Genomic DNA, 16141 nt, shown 5'->3' with positions numbered 1-16141 from the left:
GGGGCAGGTAATGCCCGCTCCCTGCTCCGCCAGGAGGAAAGGCCTTGAAAGACCTACTGAATTTGCTGAAAAACCAGGGTCAAGTCGAAGAGTTCGACGCCATCCGCATCGGTCTGGCGTCGCCTGAAATGATCCGTTCGTGGTCGTTCGGTGAAGTTAAGAAGCCGGAAACCATCAACTACCGTACGTTCAAACCTGAGCGTGACGGCCTGTTCTGCGCCAAGATCTTTGGCCCAGTCAAGGACTACGAGTGCCTGTGCGGCAAGTACAAGCGCCTCAAGCACCGCGGCGTAATCTGCGAGAAGTGTGGCGTTGAAGTTGCCCTGGCCAAGGTTCGTCGTGAGCGCATGGCGCACATCGAACTGGCCTCGCCGGTTGCCCACATCTGGTTCCTGAAGTCGCTGCCGTCCCGTATCGGCCTGCTGATGGACATGACCCTGCGTGATATCGAGCGCGTTCTCTACTTCGAGAGCTATGTCGTTATCGACCCGGGCATGACCACCCTGGAAAAGGGCCAGCTGCTGAACGACGAGCAGTACTTCGAAGCGCTGGAAGAGTTCGGTGATGACTTCGACGCCCGCATGGGTGCCGAGGCTGTCCGCGAGCTGCTGCACGCTATCGACCTGGAGCACGAGATTGGCCGCCTGCGCGAAGAAATCCCGCAGACCAACTCGGAAACCAAGATCAAGAAGCTGTCCAAGCGCCTGAAGCTGATGGAAGCTTTCCAGGGCTCGGGCAACCTGCCTGAGTGGATGGTCCTGACCGTCCTGCCAGTACTGCCGCCGGACCTGCGTCCGCTGGTACCGCTGGATGGCGGCCGCTTCGCGACCTCCGACCTGAACGACCTGTATCGTCGGGTGATCAACCGTAACAACCGTCTGAAGCGCCTGCTGGATCTGTCGGCGCCGGACATCATCGTGCGCAACGAAAAGCGCATGCTGCAGGAAGCGGTCGACGCCCTGCTGGACAACGGCCGTCGTGGTCGCGCCATTACTGGCTCGAACAAGCGTCCGCTGAAGTCCCTGGCTGACATGATCAAAGGTAAGCAAGGCCGCTTCCGTCAGAACTTGCTCGGTAAGCGTGTGGACTACTCCGGCCGTTCGGTAATTACCGTAGGCCCGACCCTGCGTCTGCACCAGTGCGGTCTGCCGAAGAAGATGGCCCTCGAGCTGTTCAAACCGTTCATTTTCGGCAAGCTGGAAATGCGTGGTCTGGCGACCACCATCAAGGCTGCCAAGAAGATGGTCGAGCGCGAACTGCCAGAGGTGTGGGACGTTCTCGCCGAAGTGATTCGCGAACACCCCGTGCTGCTCAACCGTGCACCGACCCTGCACCGTCTGGGTATCCAGGCCTTCGAGCCAGTACTGATCGAAGGTAAGGCTATCCAGCTGCACCCGCTGGTTTGCGCCGCGTACAACGCCGACTTCGACGGTGACCAGATGGCCGTTCACGTGCCGCTGACCCTGGAAGCCCAGCTCGAAGCACGTGCGCTGATGATGTCGACCAACAACATCCTGTCGCCAGCCAACGGTGAGCCAATCATCGTTCCGTCGCAGGACGTTGTACTGGGTCTGTACTACATGACCCGTGAAGCCATCAACGCCAAGGGCGAAGGTCGCGTGTTCGCCGACCTGCAGGAAGTCGACCGCGTATTCCGCGCCGGCGAAGCTGCCCTGCACGCGAAAATCAAGGTTCGTATCAACGAAACCGTGAAAGACCGTGATGGCAGCGTTACCAAGAACACCCGTATCGTCGACACGACTGTCGGCCGTGCGCTGCTGTTCCAGGTTGTACCGGCAGGCCTGCCGTACGACGTGGTCAACCAGCCAATGAAGAAAAAGGCGATTTCCAAGCTGATCAACCAGTGCTACCGCGTGGTTGGTCTGAAAGAGACCGTTATCTTCGCTGACCAGTTGATGTACACCGGTTTCGCTTACTCCACCATCTCTGGCGTGTCCATTGGTGTGAACGACTTTGTCATCCCTGATGAGAAAGCGCGCATCATCAACAACGCTACCGATGAAGTGAAGGAAATCGAGAGCCAGTACGCCTCCGGCCTGGTAACCCAGGGCGAGAAGTACAACAAGGTCATCGACTTGTGGTCGAAGGCGAACGACGAAGTGTCCAAGGCGATGATGGCCAACCTCTCGAAAGAGAAGGTCATCGACCGCGAGGGCAAGGAAGTCGAGCAAGAGTCCTTCAACTCGATGTACATGATGGCTGACTCGGGTGCGCGGGGTTCCGCAGCACAGATCCGTCAGCTGGCTGGTATGCGTGGCCTGATGGCCAAGCCGGACGGCTCGATCATCGAGACGCCGATCACCGCGAACTTCCGTGAAGGTTTGAGCGTACTTCAGTACTTCATTTCGACTCACGGTGCTCGTAAGGGTCTGGCGGATACCGCACTGAAGACCGCTAACTCCGGTTACCTGACCCGTCGTCTGGTAGACGTTGCCCAGGATCTGGTGGTTACCGAGATCGACTGTGGCACCGACCACGGCCTGCTGATGACGCCGCACATTGAAGGCGGTGACGTAGTGGAGCCGCTGGGTGAGCGTGTACTGGGCCGTGTTATTGCCCGTGACGTGTTCAAGCCAGGCACCGAGGACGTCATCGTTCCGGCTGGCACCCTGGTTGACGAGCAGTGGGTCGAGTTCATCGAGCTGAACAGCATCGACGAAGTGATCGTGCGTTCGCCGATCAACTGCGAAACCCGCTTCGGTATCTGCGCCAAGTGCTACGGTCGTGACCTGGCGCGTGGTCACCAGGTGAACATCGGTGAAGCTGTCGGCGTTATCGCTGCACAGTCGATTGGTGAGCCGGGTACCCAGCTGACCATGCGTACGTTCCACATCGGTGGTGCTGCAAGCCGTACTTCGGCTGCCGACAGCGTCCAGGTGAAGAACGGCGGTATGGTGCGCCTGCACAACCTGAAGCAGGTTGAGCGTGCCGACGGTAACCTGGTTGCCGTATCGCGTTCCGGTGAGTTGGCCATTGCCGACGAATTCGGCCGTGAGCGTGAGCGTTACAAGCTGCCTTACGGTGCGGTGATTTCGGTCAAGGAAGGTGAAAAGGTTGAAGCTGGCGCCATCGTCGCCAAGTGGGACCCGCACACCCACCCGATCGTTACCGAGCTGAAAGGTACCGTGACCTTCGTGGGCATGGAAGAAAACATCACCATCAAGCGTCAGACCGATGAGCTGACCGGCTTGACCAACATTGAAGTACTGGACGTCAAGGATCGCCCTGCCGCAGGCAAGGAAATCCGTCCGGCAATCAAGATGGTCGATGCTGCAGGCAAGGACCTGTACCTGCCAGGTACCGACGTACCTGCCCAGTACTTCCTGCCGGCCAACGCCCTCGTCGGTGTGGCTGACGGTGCACAGATCGGCGTTGGTGACGTTATCGCGCGTATCCCGCAAGAAACGTCGAAGACCCGCGACATCACCGGTGGTCTGCCGCGCGTTGCCGACTTGTTCGAAGCGCGTCGTCCGAAAGAAGCCTCGATTCTGGCTGAAGTCAGCGGCACCATCGCATTCGGTAAAGAGACCAAGGGCAAGCGTCGCCTGGTCATCACTCCGACCGACGGTAGCGATCCGTACGAAGAGCTGATTCCGAAGTGGCGCCACCTGAACGTCTTCGAAGGTGAACAGGTAAACCGCGGTGAAGTTATCTCCGACGGCCCGAGCGATCCGCACGATATCCTGCGTCTGCTGGGTGTGAGCGCGCTGGCGAAGTACATCGTCAACGAGATCCAGGACGTTTACCGTCTGCAGGGCGTGAAGATCAACGACAAGCACATTGAGACCATCCTGCGTCAGATGCTGCGCAAGGTCGAGATCGCCGAGTCGGGTGATTCCAGCTTCATCAAGGGCGACCAGATGGAACTGACCCACGTGCTGATGGAAAACGAGCGCCTGGCAGGGGAAGACAAGTTCATCTCCAAGTTCACCCGTGTGCTGCTGGGTATCACCAAGGCCTCGTTGTCGACCGAATCGTTCATCTCGGCGGCTTCCTTCCAGGAAACCACCCGCGTACTGACCGAAGCGGCGGTAACCGGCAAGCGCGACTACCTGCGCGGCCTGAAAGAGAACGTGGTCGTGGGTCGTCTGATCCCGGCCGGTACCGGTCTGGCTTACCACAGCGAGCGCAAGCGTCGCCGTGATGCCGACAAACCGCTGCGTGTAAGCGCCAGTGAGGTGGAAGCCGCACTGACCGAAGCGCTGAATTCCAGCGGTAACTAAGTACAGGGCAGGGCCCCGGCAAGCCTCGAACGGCCATCGGCGACATAAAATGTTGCCGATGATCGGGCGAGGAGGGCCGGGGCCTCGTCTTGACTGGGTGCAAGATCCTCCGTAGACTTTTGTACCCTTAAATTTGGTGAGGCTCCGTCTCGCCAATTTTTGGCTTTCTTGCAAGACAATAGAGTCGCAAGACAATCAGTGGAGCTAGTAGATGGCAACTATCAACCAGCTGGTACGTCAGCCGCGTAAGCGTTCGGTCGAAAAGTCCGACGTTCCTGCGCTGCAGAACTGCCCGCAACGTCGTGGCGTGTGCACCCGTGTGTACACCACCACGCCGAAAAAACCTAACTCGGCACTGCGTAAAGTATGCCGTGTGCGTCTGACCAACGGTTTCGAGGTTTCCTCGTACATCGGTGGTGAAGGCCACAACCTGCAAGAGCACAGCGTCGTCCTGATCCGTGGCGGCCGTGTAAAAGACTTGCCAGGTGTTCGTTACCACACCGTTCGCGGCTCTCTGGATACTTCGGGCGTTAAAGGCCGTAACCAGGGTCGTTCGAAGTACGGTACCAAGCGTCCGAAGTAATCGGCCGTTTGCAGACATCCATTTTTTTGAGTCGATAAGAGTAAGGTCGGGCAGGGGTCGAAGACCCACGTCCCGGGCTAACCTGAAGACCGTTTGAGGGCTTATCATGCCAAGACGTCGTGTAGCAGCAAAACGTGAGATTCTGGACGATCCTAAATACGGATCCCAAATCCTCGCCAAGTTCATGAACCACGTGATGGAAAGCGGCAAGAAGGCCGTAGCCGAGCGCATCGTTTACGGTGCCCTGGATACCGTCAAAGCACGCAAGAACAGCGACCCCCTGGAAATCTTCGAGAAAGCTCTCGACGCCATCGCTCCGCTGGTCGAAGTAAAGTCCCGCCGTGTTGGCGGTGCCACTTACCAGGTTCCGGTTGAAGTTCGTCCTTCCCGTCGTAATGCTCTGGCAATGCGTTGGCTCGTAGACTACGCCCGCAAGCGCGGCGAGAAGTCGATGGCTCTGCGCCTGGCCGGTGAACTGCTGGATGCTGCCGAAGGCAAAGGTGCTGCAGTCAAGAAGCGTGAAGACGTTCACCGTATGGCTGAAGCCAACAAAGCGTTCTCGCACTACCGCTTCTAATTCAAGCATCAATCATTTTGCGAGGGCTTTATGGCTCGTACTACAGCAATTAACCGCTACCGTAACATTGGTATCTGTGCCCACGTTGACGCGGGCAAGACCACCACTACCGAGCGGATCCTGTTCTACACAGGTTTGAGCCACAAGATGGGCGAGGTGCACGACGGCGCCGCGACCACCGACTGGATGGTGCAGGAGCAGGAGCGGGGTATTACCATTACCTCCGCTGCCGTTACCACCTTCTGGAAAGGTTCTGTTGGTCAGTATGACAACTACCGCGTAAACGTCATCGATACCCCCGGCCACGTTGACTTCACCATTGAAGTAGAGCGTTCGCTGCGCGTACTCGACGGCGCGGTCGTTGTGTTCTGCGGTACCTCCGGCGTTGAGCCTCAGTCCGAAACCGTATGGCGTCAGGCCAACAAATACGGCGTTCCACGTGTTGTCTACGTGAACAAGATGGACCGTGCCGGTGCAAACTTCCTGCGCGTCGTAGGTCAGATCAAGAACCGTCTGGGTCACACCCCGGTTCCGATTCAGCTGGCCATCGGTTCGGAAGATAACTTCCAGGGTCAGGTCGACCTGATCAAGATGAAGGCTATCTACTGGAACGACGACGACAAGGGCACCACTTATCGCGAGGAAGAAATTCCTGCCGATATGCTGGAGCTGGCTGAAGAGTGGCGCTCCAACATGGTTGAAGCTGCTGCCGAAGCCAACGAAGAGCTGATGAACAAGTACCTTGAAGAAGGTGAGCTGACCGTCGAAGAGATCAAGGCAGGCCTGCGTGCGCGCACCCTGGCCAGCGAGATCGTTCCGGCTGTCTGCGGTTCGTCGTTCAAGAACAAGGGCGTTCCCCTGGTTCTCGACGCCGTCATCGAGTTCTTGCCTGCTCCGACCGAGATCCCTGCAATTCAGGGTATCAACCCGGACGACAAGGACCTGGACAAAGAAGATCCGGCCGTTCGTAAAGACGTGCGTCACGCTGACGACGACGAGCCGTTCTCGGCTCTGGCGTTCAAGATCGCGACTGACCCGTTCGTGGGTACTCTGACCTTCGTTCGCGTCTATTCGGGCGTTCTGACCTCTGGTGACTCGGTCATCAACTCGGTCAAAGGCAAGAAAGAGCGCGTTGGTCGTATGGTGCAGATGCACGCCAACCAGCGTGAAGAGATCAAAGAGGTTCGCGCAGGCGACATCGCGGCTCTGATCGGCATGAAGGACGTGACCACGGGCGAAACCCTGTGCAACGCCGACAAGCCAATCATCCTCGAGCGCATGGACTTCCCTGAGCCGGTCATTTCGCTCTCCGTAGAGCCGAAAACCAAGGCTGACCAGGAGAAGATGGGTATTGCACTGGGCAAGCTGGCCCAGGAAGACCCGTCGTTCCGCGTCAAGACCGACGAAGAGACTGGCCAGACCATCATCTCGGGTATGGGTGAGCTGCACCTGGACATCCTCGTTGACCGCATGAAGCGCGAGTTCAACGTCGAAGCCAACATCGGCAAGCCGCAGGTTTCGTACCGCGAGAAGATCACCAAGTCCAACGTCGAGATCGAAGGCAAGTTCGTTCGTCAGTCGGGCGGCCGTGGTCAGTTCGGTCACTGCTGGATCCGCTTCTCGGAGCCGGAAGTCGACGAGAAAGGCAACATCACCGAAGGTCTGGTGTTCTCGAACGAAGTCGTTGGTGGTGTGATTCCTAAGGAATTCATTGCCCCGATCCAGAAGGGTATCGAAGAGCAGATGAAGAACGGCGTTGTTGCCGGCTATCCTCTGATCGGCCTGAAGGCCGCGGTATTCGACGGTTCGTACCACGACGTCGACTCCAACGAAATGGCGTTCAAGATCGCTGCTTCGATGGCAACCAAGCAGCTGGCCACCAAGGGCGGCGGCGTGGTTCTCGAGCCGATCATGAAGGTCGAAGTTGTAACCCCGGAAGACTACCTGGGTGACGTGATGGGTGACCTGAACCGTCGTCGTGGTCTGGTACAGGGTATGGATGAATCGGTCTCTGGCCGTGTCGTCCGCGCTGAAGTTCCGCTCGGAGAGATGTTCGGTTACGCAACCGACGTTCGTTCCATGTCTCAGGGTCGCGCAAGCTACTCCATGGAATTCTCCAAATACGCCGAAGCTCCGTCGAACATCGTCGAAGCACTCGTTAAAAAACAAGGCTAATCCCCTTTAGGCAAGAGGTTCACTGTCGTGGCTAAAGAAAAATTTGATCGTTCCCTTCCTCACGTTAACGTCGGCACTATCGGCCACGTTGACCACGGTAAGACCACTCTGACCGCAGCTCTGACTCGCGTTTGCTCCGAAGTTTTCGGTTCGGCAATCGTTGAGTTCGACAAGATCGACTCGGCTCCGGAAGAAAAAGCGCGCGGTATCACCATCAACACCGCTCACGTTGAGTACAACTCGACCATTCGTCACTACGCTCACGTTGACTGCCCAGGTCACGCTGACTACGTGAAGAACATGATCACCGGTGCTGCCCAGATGGACGGCGCGATCCTGGTTTGCTCGGCCGCCGATGGTCCGATGCCACCAACCCGGGAGCACATCCTGCTGTCCCGTCAGGTTGGCGTTCCGTACATCGTGGTCTTCCTGAACAAGGCTGACCTGGTAGACGACGCTGAGCTGCGGGAACTGGTCGAGATGGAAGTTCGCGACCTGCTGTCCACCTACGACTTCCCAGGCGACGACACTCCGATCATCATCGGTTCCGCTCGTATGGCCCTGGAAGGCAAAGACGACAACGAAATGGGCACTACCGCTGTCAAGAAGCTGGTAGAGACTCTGGACAGCTACATTCCTGAGCCAGTTCGTGCCATCGACCAGCCGTTCCTGATGCCGATCGAAGACGTATTCTCGATCTCGGGTCGTGGTACCGTTGTTACCGGTCGTATCGAGCGTGGTATCGTCCGCGTTCAGGATCCGCTGGAAATCGTTGGTCTGCGTGACACCACCACCACCACCTGCACCGGTGTTGAGATGTTCCGCAAGCTGCTGGACGAAGGTCGTGCTGGCGAGAACTGCGGCGTTCTGCTGCGTGGTACCAAGCGTGACGACGTTGAGCGTGGCCAGGTTCTGGTCAAGCCAGGTTCGGTCAAGCCGCACACCAAGTTCACCGCAGAAGTCTACGTTCTGTCGAAGGAAGAAGGCGGTCGTCACACTCCGTTCTTCAAGGGCTACCGTCCACAGTTCTACTTCCGTACCACTGACGTGACCGGTAACTGCGAACTGCCGGAAGGCGTTGAAATGGTAATGCCAGGTGACAACATTCAGATGACTGTTACCCTGATCAAGACCATCGCAATGGAAGACGGTCTGCGCTTCGCTATCCGTGAAGGCGGTCGTACCGTCGGCGCCGGCGTCGTAGCCAAAATCATCGAGTAATCACTCGACCGATTGAAAAAACCCCCGCTCAGCGGGGGTTTTTTTTATTGGGTTGACACTAAATGGGGGCGTCTATAGAATCACGCCTCCTTTTAGCGGGCGTAGTGCGTCCGTTGGGAACAGCCTGGAGTCTGAAATCCAATGCAAAATCAGCAAATCCGTATCAGGTTGAAGGCTTTCGACCATCGCCTGATCGACCAATCCACCCAGGAAATCGTGGAAACCGCGAAACGTACTGGTGCACAAGTGCGTGGTCCAATTCCACTGCCTACCCGCAAAGAGCGTTTCACCGTTCTGGTCTCCCCGCACGTCAACAAAGACGCGCGTGACCAGTACGAGATCCGCACTCATAAGCGTGTTCTGGACATCGTCCAGCCAACGGATAAAACCGTTGATGCGCTGATGAAGCTTGATCTGGCGGCAGGTGTGGAAGTACAGATCAGCCTCGGCTAAGACTTCGGTCTAGTCGTGTAACGCTCTGAAATGGGCGGCCATAGCGGGTGAAAGCCCCGTACACTCATGAGGTTTACAACATGACTATTGGTGTAATCGGTCGCAAGTGCGGTATGACCCGCATTTTCACCGAAGAAGGTGTCTCCATTCCGGTCACGGTCATTGAGATCGAGCCGAATCGCGTCACCCAGTTCAAAACTGAAGAAACCGATGGCTACCGTGCAGTGCAAGTCACTGTCGGCGAGCGTCGTGCTTCGCGTGTGACTGCCGCTCAGGCAGGCCACTTCGCCAAGGCTAACGTTGCCGCTGGTCGCGGTGTTTGGGAGTTCCGTCTTGAAGAAGGCGATTTCCAGGCTGGCGATCTGATCAAAGCTGAACTCTTCACTGCAGGCCAGCTGGTTGACGTTACTGGTCAGTCCAAAGGTAAAGGCTTCGCCGGTACCATCAAGCGCTGGAACTTCCGTGGTCAGGACAACACCCACGGTAACTCCGTGTCGCACCGTGTTCCTGGTTCCATCGGCCAGTGCCAGACTCCTGGTCGTGTGTTCAAGGGCAAGAAAATGTCCGGTCACATGGGCGCCGAGCGCGTGACTGTTCAGTCCCTGGAAGTAGTTCGCGTAGACGCTGAACGCAACCTGCTGCTGATCAAGGGTGCCGTACCTGGCGCTACTGGTGGCGACGTGGTTGTACGTCCAGCTGTCAAGGCTCGCGGTTAAGGGGAAACTGACATGCAACTTAATGTAAATGACGCTCAGGCGATCGAAGTTTCCGAACTGACTTTCGGTGGCGAATTCAACGAGACGCTGGTTCACCAAGCAGTCGTGGCCTACATGGCCGGCGGCCGTCAGGGCACCAAGCAGCAGAAGACCCGTTCCGACGTGGCTGGTGGCGGTAAGCGCCCATGGCGTCAGAAGGGTACTGGCCGTGCTCGTGCTGGTACCACTCGTGGTCCGATCTGGCGTGGCGGTGGTGTAACCTTCGCAGCTCGCCCTCAAGATCACTCGCAGAAGCTCAACAAGAAGATGTACCGCGCAGCACTGCGCTCCATCCTCGCTGAGCTGGTGCGTAGCGACCGTCTGGTCGTGGTTCAGGACTTCGCTGTTGAAGCACCGAAAACCAAAGATCTGCTGAACAAGCTGAACGGCATGGGTCTGAGCGATGTATTGATCGTTTCCGACGCTGTTGATCAGAACCTGTACCTGGCTGCTCGTAACCTGCCGCACGTCGACGTACGTGACGTACAAGGTTCCGACCCGGTCAGTCTGATCGCATACGAGAAAGTGTTGATCACTGTCTCGGCCGTGAAGAAATTCGAGGAGCTGCTGGGATGAACCAGGAACGCGTATTCAAAGTCCTCCTTGGCCCGCACGTTTCCGAGAAGGCTACCGTTCTGGCTGAGAAGAAAGGCCAGTTCGTATTCAAGGTTGCTACCGATGCAACCAAGCTGGAAATCAAGAAAGCTGTCGAAGGCCTGTTCAACGTAAAAGTTGAAAACGTGTCGACTGTTAACGTTCTGGGTAAAACCAAGCGTACCGCACGTGGTCTGGGCAAGCGTAATGACTGGAAGAAGGCGATCGTCTCCCTTCAGCCAGGCCAAGATCTCGATTTCAGCAGCAGTGCTGAGTAAGGAAGGGGTGCATCATGGCAATCGTTAAATGCAAACCGACTTCCCCTGGCCGCCGTTTCGTGGTCAAGGTGGTCAACAAGGAGCTGCACAAAGGCGCTCCTCACGCACCGCTGCTCGAGAAGAAATCGAAGTCTGGTGGTCGTAACAACAATGGCCGCATTACCACTCGTCACGTTGGTGGTGGTCATAAGCAGCATTACCGTCTGGTCGACTTCCGTCGCAACGACAAAGATGGCATTCCAGCCACTGTCGAGCGTATCGAATACGATCCAAACCGTACTGCTCACATCGCCCTGCTGTGCTATGCAGACGGTGAGCGTCGCTACATCATCGCCCCTAAAGGCGTGAGCGCTGGCGACCAGCTGATCGCAGGTGCCCTGGCCCCAATCAAGGCCGGTAACTCCCTGCAGCTGCGCAACATCCCAGTAGGTAGCACCATTCACGGCGTCGAACTGAAGCCGGGTAAAGGTGCTCAGATCGCTCGTTCCGCTGGTGCTTCGGCTCAGCTGATCGCTCGTGACGGCGTATACGTGACTCTGCGTCTGCGTTCCGGTGAAATGCGTAAAGTACTGGCTGAGTGCCGTGCGACCCTGGGCGAAGTCTCGAACTCCGAGCACAGCCAGCGTACGCTGGGTAAAGCAGGTGCCAAACGCTGGCGCGGCGTTCGCCCAACCGTTCGTGGTGTTGCCATGAACCCGGTTGACCACCCACATGGTGGTGGTGAAGGTCGTACCTCCGGTGGTCGTCATCCGGTATCGCCATGGGGCTTCCCAACCAAGGGTGCTAAAACCCGTGGTAATAAGCGTACCGACAACATGATCGTCCGTCGTCGCAAGTAACTAGAGGGATACGACAGTGCCACGTTCTCTGAAAAAAGGTCCTTTTATCGATCTTCACCTGCTGAAGAAGATCGAAGTGGCGGTGGAGAAGAACGATCGCAAGCCAGTTAAAACCTGGTCGCGTCGCTCGATGATCCTGCCACAAATGGTCGGTCTGACCATCGCGGTTCACAACGGTCGCCAGCATGTTCCAGTTCTCGTGAACGAAGACATGGTCGGCCACAAACTGGGCGAGTTCGCCGGTACCCGCACCTATCGCGGGCACGTGGCTGACAAGAAAGCCAAGCGTTAAGGGGTAAGGAAATGGAAGTAGCCGCTAAGTTGTCGGGCGCTCGCATCTCCGCCCAGAAAGCCCGCTTGGTCGCCGACCAGATCCGCGGGAAGAAGGTGGGCGAAGCGCTCAACCTGTTGGCCTTCAGCAGCAAGAAAGCCGCTGAAATCATGAAGAAAGTCCTCGAGTCGGCCGTAGCCAACGCCGAACACAACGAAGGCGCAGACGTTGATGACCTGAAGGTCTCCACCGTCTTCGTCAACGAAGGGCGTTCGCTGAAGCGCATCATGCCACGTGCCAAAGGCCGTGCTGATCGCATCGTCAAGCGGTCTTGCCATATCACTGTCAAGGTTGCGGACAAGTAACGGAGTCGATCAGATGGGTCAGAAAGTACATCCCACTGGCATTCGCCTGGGAATCGTCAAGGAGCACACCTCCGTCTGGTACGCAGACGGTGCTACTTACGCAGATTACCTGTTGAAGGATCTGAAAACGCGTGAGTACCTCCAAGACAAACTAAAAAGCGCGTCCGTAAGCCGTATCGATATTCATCGTCCGGCTCAAACTGCACGCATCACCATCCACACCGCTCGTCCAGGTATCGTTATCGGGAAGAAAGGTGAAGATGTCGAGAAGCTGCGTCAGGACCTGACCAAGCAGATGGGTGTGCCTGTGCACATCAACATCGAAGAGATCCGCAAGCCGGAACTCGACGCTATGCTGGTTGCGCAGAGCGTAGCTCAGCAGCTGGAACGCCGCGTAATGTTCCGTCGCGCCATGAAGCGCGCCGTACAAAACGCCATGCGTATTGGTGCCAAGGGCATCAAGATCCAGGTGAGCGGTCGTCTCGGCGGTGCTGAGATTGCTCGTACCGAGTGGTATCGCGAAGGTCGTGTGCCTCTGCACACCCTGCGTGCCGATATCGACTACAACACCTACGAAGCTCACACCACTTACGGTGTGATCGGTGTGAAGGTTTGGATCTTCAAAGGCGAAGTTATTGGTGGTCGCCAAGAAGAACTGAAACCACAAGCACCAGCGCCTCGTAAAAAAGCTGCTAAGTAAGGGGTACGCCAAATGTTGCAACCAAAGCGTACAAAATTCCGCAAGCAGATGACCGGCCACAACCGTGGTCTGGCACTGCGCGGTAGCAAAGTCAGCTTCGGCGAATTCGCCCTGAAAGCTGTTGCTCGCGGTCGCCTCACCGCTCGCCAGATCGAGTCCGCACGTCGTGCGCTGACCCGTCACGTTAAGCGTGGCGGTAAGATCTGGATCCGTGTGTTCCCGGACAAGCCGATCTCCAAGAAACCTCTCGAGGTTCGTATGGGTAAAGGTAAGGGCTCCGTGGAATACTGGGTTGCCCAGATCCAGCCAGGTAAAGTCCTGTACGAGATCGAGGGTGTTTCTGAAGAGCTGGCGCGCGAAGCTTTCGCCCTGGCTGCTGCAAAGCTGCCTCTCGCCACCTCCTTTGTTAAGCGGACGGTGATGTGATGAAAGCGAATGAACTTCGTGAAAAATCGGCACAGCAACTGAACGAGCAACTGCTCGGCTTGCTGCGCGACCAGTTCAATCTGCGTATGCAGAAAGCAACTGGCCAGTTGGGGCAGTCGCACCTGCTCTCGCAAGTTAAGCGTGACATCGCTCGCGTGAAAACTGTGCTCAACCAGCAGGCAGGTAAGTGATCATGGCTGAAGCTGAAAAAACCGTCCGTACGCTGACTGGCCGTGTCGTCAGCGACAAAATGGACAAGACCATCACCGTTCTGATCGAGCGTCGCGTAAAGCACCCGATCTACGGTAAATACGTTAAGCGTTCGACTAAGCTGCACGCGCACGACGAAACCAACCAGTGCAAGATCGGCGACAAGGTTTCGATTACCGAAACCCGTCCGCTGGCCAAGACCAAGTCCTGGGCACTGGTTGAAGTCCTCGAACGCGCTGTTGAAGTCTAAGGGCTAGGGGTCGGAGAAATTTTATGATTCAGACTCAATCCATGCTCGATGTGGCCGATAACAGCGGCGCGCGTCGCGTCATGTGCATCAAGGTGCTCGGCGGTTCGCACCGCCGTTACGCCGGCATCGGTGACATCATCAAAGTAACCGTCAAGGAAGCAATTCCGCGCGGTAAGGTCAAAAAAGGCCAGGTGATGACTGCTGTTGTCGTCCGTACCCGTCACGGTGTACGTCGCGCTGACGGTTCCATCATTCGTTTCGACGGCAACGCTGCTGTTCTGCTGAACAACAAGCAAGAGCCGATCGGCACTCGCATCTTCGGGCCAGTGACCCGTGAACTTCGCACTGAGAAGTTCATGAAGATCGTCTCGCTCGCCCCTGAAGTGCTGTAAGGAGATCCGACATGCAAAAGATTCGTCGTGACGACGAGATCATCGTGATCGCCGGCAAAGACAAAGGTAAGCGCGGTAAGGTGCTGAAGGTTCTGGCTGATGACCGTCTGGTTATCGGTGGCGTGAACCTGGTCAAGCGTCATACCAAGCCTAACCCGATGGCGGGCGTTCAGGGCGGTATCGTCGAGAAAGAAGCGCCTCTGCACGCTTCCAACGTTGCCATCTTCAATGGCGAAACCAACAAGGCTGACCGCGTTGGTTTCAAAGTAGAAGACGGTAAGAAAATTCGTGTCTTCAAGTCGACCCAAAAAGCGGTTGATGCTTGAACACTGCTAGGTAGAAGACCATGGCACGACTGAAAGAGATTTACCGGAACGAAATCGCTCCTAAGCTTAAGGAAGAACTTAAGCTGTCGAACGTGATGGAAGTTCCGCGCGTTACCAAGATCACCCTGAACATGGGTCTGGGCGAAGCGATCGGCGACAAGAAAGTCATCGAGCACGCTGTTGCCGACCTGGAAAAGATCACCGGTCAAAAGCCGGTCGTGACTTTCGCTCGCAAATCCATCGCTGGCTTCAAAGTCCGCGAAGGCTGGCCGATCGGCGTCAAGGTGACCCTGCGTAGCGACAAGATGTACGAATTCCTGGACCGCCTGCTGGCGATCTCCCTGCCTCGGGTACGCGACTTCCGCGGCCTGAATGCCAAGTCCTTCGATGGCCGTGGCAACTACAGCATGGGCGTGAAAGAGCAGATCATCTTCCCGGAAATCGATTACGACAAGATCGATGCTCTGCGCGGTTTGGACATCACCCTGACCACCACTGCTCGTTCGGACGACGAAGGCCGCGCTCTGCTGCGTGCTTTCAAGTTCCCGTTCCGCAACTGATTGGAGTAGGAAAATGGCCAAGAAGAGCATGAAAAACCGCGAGCTGAAGCGTCAGCTCACGGTAGCCAAGTTCGCTAAGAAGCGTGCTGAGCTGAAAGCGACCATCGTCAACGTGAATGCCTCTCCAGAAGAGCGTTTCGCTGCCGTTGTCGCTCTGCAGAAGCAACCACGTGATGCCAGCGCTGCGCGTCTGCGTAACCGTTGCCGCCTGACCGGTCGTCCTCACGGTGTATACCGTAAGTTCGGCCTGGGCCGTAACATGCTGCGTCAAGCTGCAATGCGCGGCGACGTACCAGGTCTGGTCAAGGCCTCCTGGTAATCGCTGCAGGCAGGAACCCGACGGAAGGGGAGCAATCTTCCGACCGTCGGTGACCTCGCGAACAAACAAGCCCCTATATGGGGCTTGTTTCGTTTCTGCCTTGTGTCTAGAATGACCGGCTCACCTGAGCCTGGGTTTCGTGCCCAATCCGCTCGGGTGGTTGTCATAGCCGCAAGGCTAATAATTCTTGTATCAGGAGCATCTAGCCCATGAGTATGCAGGACCCGTTAGCGGACATGCTAACTCGCATCCGTAATGCCCAGATGGCTGAAAAGTCCGTCGTAAGCATGCCTTCCTCTACCCTGAAGGTCGCGGTTGCCAAAGTTCTGAAGGACGAAGGTTACATCGCTGGCTACCAGGTAACTGGTGAGGCCAAGCCTTCCCTGTCGATCGAACTGAAGTACTTCGAAGGCCGTCCGGTCATCGAGGAACTGAAGCGCTCCAGCCGTCCAGGCCTGCGCCAGTACAAGGCCGTCACCGATCTGCCGAAAGTACGTGGCGGTCTGGGCGTGTCTATCGTCTCCACCAACAAAGGTGTGATGACTGATCGCGCTGCGCGCGCTGCCGGTGTCGGCGGCGAAGTTCTGTGCACAGTGTTCTAAG

Annotated in this window: 21 protein-coding genes; all 21 read left to right on the top strand. The window is 57.0% G+C overall.

Annotated elements, in window-relative coordinates:
* The first annotated feature begins 44 nt into the window (after positions 1–44).
* The 21 genes from rpoC (at position 45) to rpsH (ending at position 16140) form a co-directional block, all read left to right on the top strand.
* On the top strand, positions 45–4244 hold the full coding sequence (gene rpoC / locus ACIP02_RS20295; protein WP_400619719.1) for a DNA-directed RNA polymerase subunit beta': 4200 nt from the start codon (positions 45–47) through the stop codon (positions 4242–4244).
* Between the two features lie 211 nt (positions 4245–4455).
* Positions 4456–4827 (top strand): 30S ribosomal protein S12, encoded by a 372-nt coding sequence (gene rpsL, locus ACIP02_RS20290; RefSeq protein WP_003255492.1) that lies wholly within the window; start codon positions 4456–4458, stop codon positions 4825–4827.
* Between the two features lie 106 nt (positions 4828–4933).
* On the top strand, positions 4934–5404 hold the full coding sequence (gene rpsG, locus ACIP02_RS20285; RefSeq protein ID WP_003246741.1) for a 30S ribosomal protein S7: 471 nt from the start codon (positions 4934–4936) through the stop codon (positions 5402–5404).
* Between the two features lie 30 nt (positions 5405–5434).
* Positions 5435–7579 carry an elongation factor G gene (gene fusA / locus ACIP02_RS20280; protein ID WP_400619714.1) on the top strand — a complete coding sequence of 715 codons (2145 nt, stop codon included), beginning with the start codon at positions 5435–5437 and terminating at the stop codon, positions 7577–7579.
* A 27-nt stretch (positions 7580–7606) separates the two neighbouring features.
* Positions 7607–8800, top strand: a complete 1194-nt coding sequence (gene tuf / locus ACIP02_RS20275; protein ID WP_400619712.1) for an elongation factor Tu — start codon at positions 7607–7609, stop codon at positions 8798–8800.
* Positions 8801–8941: 141 nt separating this feature from the next.
* Positions 8942–9253: a 30S ribosomal protein S10 gene (gene rpsJ / locus ACIP02_RS20270; protein WP_003186070.1), complete on the top strand. Its 312-nt coding sequence runs from the start codon at positions 8942–8944 to the stop codon at positions 9251–9253.
* Positions 9254–9333: 80 nt separating this feature from the next.
* On the top strand, positions 9334–9969 hold the full coding sequence (gene rplC, locus ACIP02_RS20265; RefSeq protein WP_003255486.1) for a 50S ribosomal protein L3: 636 nt from the start codon (positions 9334–9336) through the stop codon (positions 9967–9969).
* A 12-nt stretch (positions 9970–9981) separates the two neighbouring features.
* On the top strand, positions 9982–10584 hold the full coding sequence (rplD, locus tag ACIP02_RS20260) for a 50S ribosomal protein L4 (RefSeq protein ID WP_003255485.1): 603 nt from the start codon (positions 9982–9984) through the stop codon (positions 10582–10584).
* The gene (rplW, locus tag ACIP02_RS20255) at positions 10581–10880 is read left to right on the top strand and encodes a 50S ribosomal protein L23 (RefSeq protein ID WP_003255484.1); all 300 of its coding nucleotides are present in this window, start codon (positions 10581–10583) and stop codon (positions 10878–10880) included. Before rplD ends, rplW begins: the two co-directional genes overlap by 4 nt.
* A 14-nt stretch (positions 10881–10894) precedes the next feature.
* On the top strand, positions 10895–11719 hold the full coding sequence (gene rplB, locus ACIP02_RS20250) for a 50S ribosomal protein L2 (RefSeq protein ID WP_400619706.1): 825 nt from the start codon (positions 10895–10897) through the stop codon (positions 11717–11719).
* 16 nt (positions 11720–11735) lie between these two features.
* Positions 11736–12011, top strand: coding sequence for a 30S ribosomal protein S19 (rpsS, locus tag ACIP02_RS20245; RefSeq protein ID WP_010486981.1), 276 nt, complete (start codon positions 11736–11738; stop codon positions 12009–12011).
* 11 nt (positions 12012–12022) lie between these two features.
* Positions 12023–12355, top strand: a complete 333-nt coding sequence (rplV, locus tag ACIP02_RS20240) for a 50S ribosomal protein L22 (protein ID WP_003103908.1) — start codon at positions 12023–12025, stop codon at positions 12353–12355.
* A gap of 13 nt (positions 12356–12368) precedes the next feature.
* Positions 12369–13055, top strand: coding sequence for a 30S ribosomal protein S3 (rpsC, locus tag ACIP02_RS20235; RefSeq protein ID WP_003255481.1), 687 nt, complete (start codon positions 12369–12371; stop codon positions 13053–13055).
* Positions 13056–13067: 12 nt separating this feature from the next.
* A complete protein-coding gene (gene rplP / locus ACIP02_RS20230) occupies positions 13068–13481 on the top strand; it encodes a 50S ribosomal protein L16 (protein WP_003255479.1) in 414 nt (137 codons plus the stop codon).
* A complete protein-coding gene (rpmC, locus tag ACIP02_RS20225; RefSeq protein WP_002555481.1) occupies positions 13481–13672 on the top strand; it encodes a 50S ribosomal protein L29 in 192 nt (63 codons plus the stop codon). The genes rplP and rpmC overlap by 1 nt, the downstream gene beginning before the upstream one ends.
* A 2-nt stretch (positions 13673–13674) precedes the next feature.
* Positions 13675–13941 (top strand): 30S ribosomal protein S17, encoded by a 267-nt coding sequence (gene rpsQ / locus ACIP02_RS20220; RefSeq protein ID WP_023534981.1) that lies wholly within the window; start codon positions 13675–13677, stop codon positions 13939–13941.
* Between the two features lie 23 nt (positions 13942–13964).
* On the top strand, positions 13965–14333 hold the full coding sequence (gene rplN, locus ACIP02_RS20215; RefSeq protein ID WP_002555479.1) for a 50S ribosomal protein L14: 369 nt from the start codon (positions 13965–13967) through the stop codon (positions 14331–14333).
* Positions 14334–14344: 11 nt separating this feature from the next.
* Positions 14345–14659, top strand: a complete 315-nt coding sequence (gene rplX / locus ACIP02_RS20210) for a 50S ribosomal protein L24 (protein WP_003255476.1) — start codon at positions 14345–14347, stop codon at positions 14657–14659.
* 20 nt (positions 14660–14679) lie between these two features.
* Positions 14680–15219, top strand: coding sequence for a 50S ribosomal protein L5 (gene rplE / locus ACIP02_RS20205; RefSeq protein WP_003255474.1), 540 nt, complete (start codon positions 14680–14682; stop codon positions 15217–15219).
* Between the two features lie 13 nt (positions 15220–15232).
* On the top strand, positions 15233–15538 hold the full coding sequence (rpsN, locus tag ACIP02_RS20200) for a 30S ribosomal protein S14 (RefSeq protein ID WP_008089807.1): 306 nt from the start codon (positions 15233–15235) through the stop codon (positions 15536–15538).
* A 209-nt stretch (positions 15539–15747) separates the two neighbouring features.
* Positions 15748–16140, top strand: coding sequence for a 30S ribosomal protein S8 (gene rpsH / locus ACIP02_RS20195; protein ID WP_003255471.1), 393 nt, complete (start codon positions 15748–15750; stop codon positions 16138–16140).
* Position 16141 lies beyond the last annotated feature (1 nt).

The organism is Pseudomonas sp. NPDC089408, assembly GCF_044749445.1.
Taxonomy (GTDB): Bacteria; Pseudomonadota; Gammaproteobacteria; order Pseudomonadales; family Pseudomonadaceae; genus Aquipseudomonas.
This window is presented reverse-complemented; position numbering and strand designations above follow the sequence as displayed.

Excerpts from the sequence above, each read along its gene's own strand:
- rpsH (WP_003255471.1), top strand. The coding sequence starts at position 15,748 with ATGAGTATGCAGGACCCGTTAGCGGACATGCTAACTCGCATCCGTAAT.
- rplW (WP_003255484.1), top strand. The coding sequence starts at position 10,581 with ATGAACCAGGAACGCGTATTCAAAGTCCTCCTTGGCCCGCACGTTTCC.
- rpsJ (WP_003186070.1), top strand. The coding sequence starts at position 8,942 with ATGCAAAATCAGCAAATCCGTATCAGGTTGAAGGCTTTCGACCATCGC.
- rplE (WP_003255474.1), top strand. The coding sequence starts at position 14,680 with ATGGCACGACTGAAAGAGATTTACCGGAACGAAATCGCTCCTAAGCTT.
- rplV (WP_003103908.1), top strand. The coding sequence starts at position 12,023 with ATGGAAGTAGCCGCTAAGTTGTCGGGCGCTCGCATCTCCGCCCAGAAA.
- rpmC (WP_002555481.1), top strand. The coding sequence starts at position 13,481 with ATGAAAGCGAATGAACTTCGTGAAAAATCGGCACAGCAACTGAACGAG.
- rpsC (WP_003255481.1), top strand. The coding sequence starts at position 12,369 with ATGGGTCAGAAAGTACATCCCACTGGCATTCGCCTGGGAATCGTCAAG.
- rplP (WP_003255479.1), top strand. The coding sequence starts at position 13,068 with ATGTTGCAACCAAAGCGTACAAAATTCCGCAAGCAGATGACCGGCCAC.
- rpsL (WP_003255492.1), top strand. The coding sequence starts at position 4,456 with ATGGCAACTATCAACCAGCTGGTACGTCAGCCGCGTAAGCGTTCGGTC.
- rplB (WP_400619706.1), top strand. The coding sequence starts at position 10,895 with ATGGCAATCGTTAAATGCAAACCGACTTCCCCTGGCCGCCGTTTCGTG.
- rpsG (WP_003246741.1), top strand. The coding sequence starts at position 4,934 with ATGCCAAGACGTCGTGTAGCAGCAAAACGTGAGATTCTGGACGATCCT.
- rpsQ (WP_023534981.1), top strand. The coding sequence starts at position 13,675 with ATGGCTGAAGCTGAAAAAACCGTCCGTACGCTGACTGGCCGTGTCGTC.
- fusA (WP_400619714.1), top strand. The coding sequence starts at position 5,435 with ATGGCTCGTACTACAGCAATTAACCGCTACCGTAACATTGGTATCTGT.
- rplX (WP_003255476.1), top strand. The coding sequence starts at position 14,345 with ATGCAAAAGATTCGTCGTGACGACGAGATCATCGTGATCGCCGGCAAA.
- rplC (WP_003255486.1), top strand. The coding sequence starts at position 9,334 with ATGACTATTGGTGTAATCGGTCGCAAGTGCGGTATGACCCGCATTTTC.
- rplD (WP_003255485.1), top strand. The coding sequence starts at position 9,982 with ATGCAACTTAATGTAAATGACGCTCAGGCGATCGAAGTTTCCGAACTG.
- rpsN (WP_008089807.1), top strand. The coding sequence starts at position 15,233 with ATGGCCAAGAAGAGCATGAAAAACCGCGAGCTGAAGCGTCAGCTCACG.
- rplN (WP_002555479.1), top strand. The coding sequence starts at position 13,965 with ATGATTCAGACTCAATCCATGCTCGATGTGGCCGATAACAGCGGCGCG.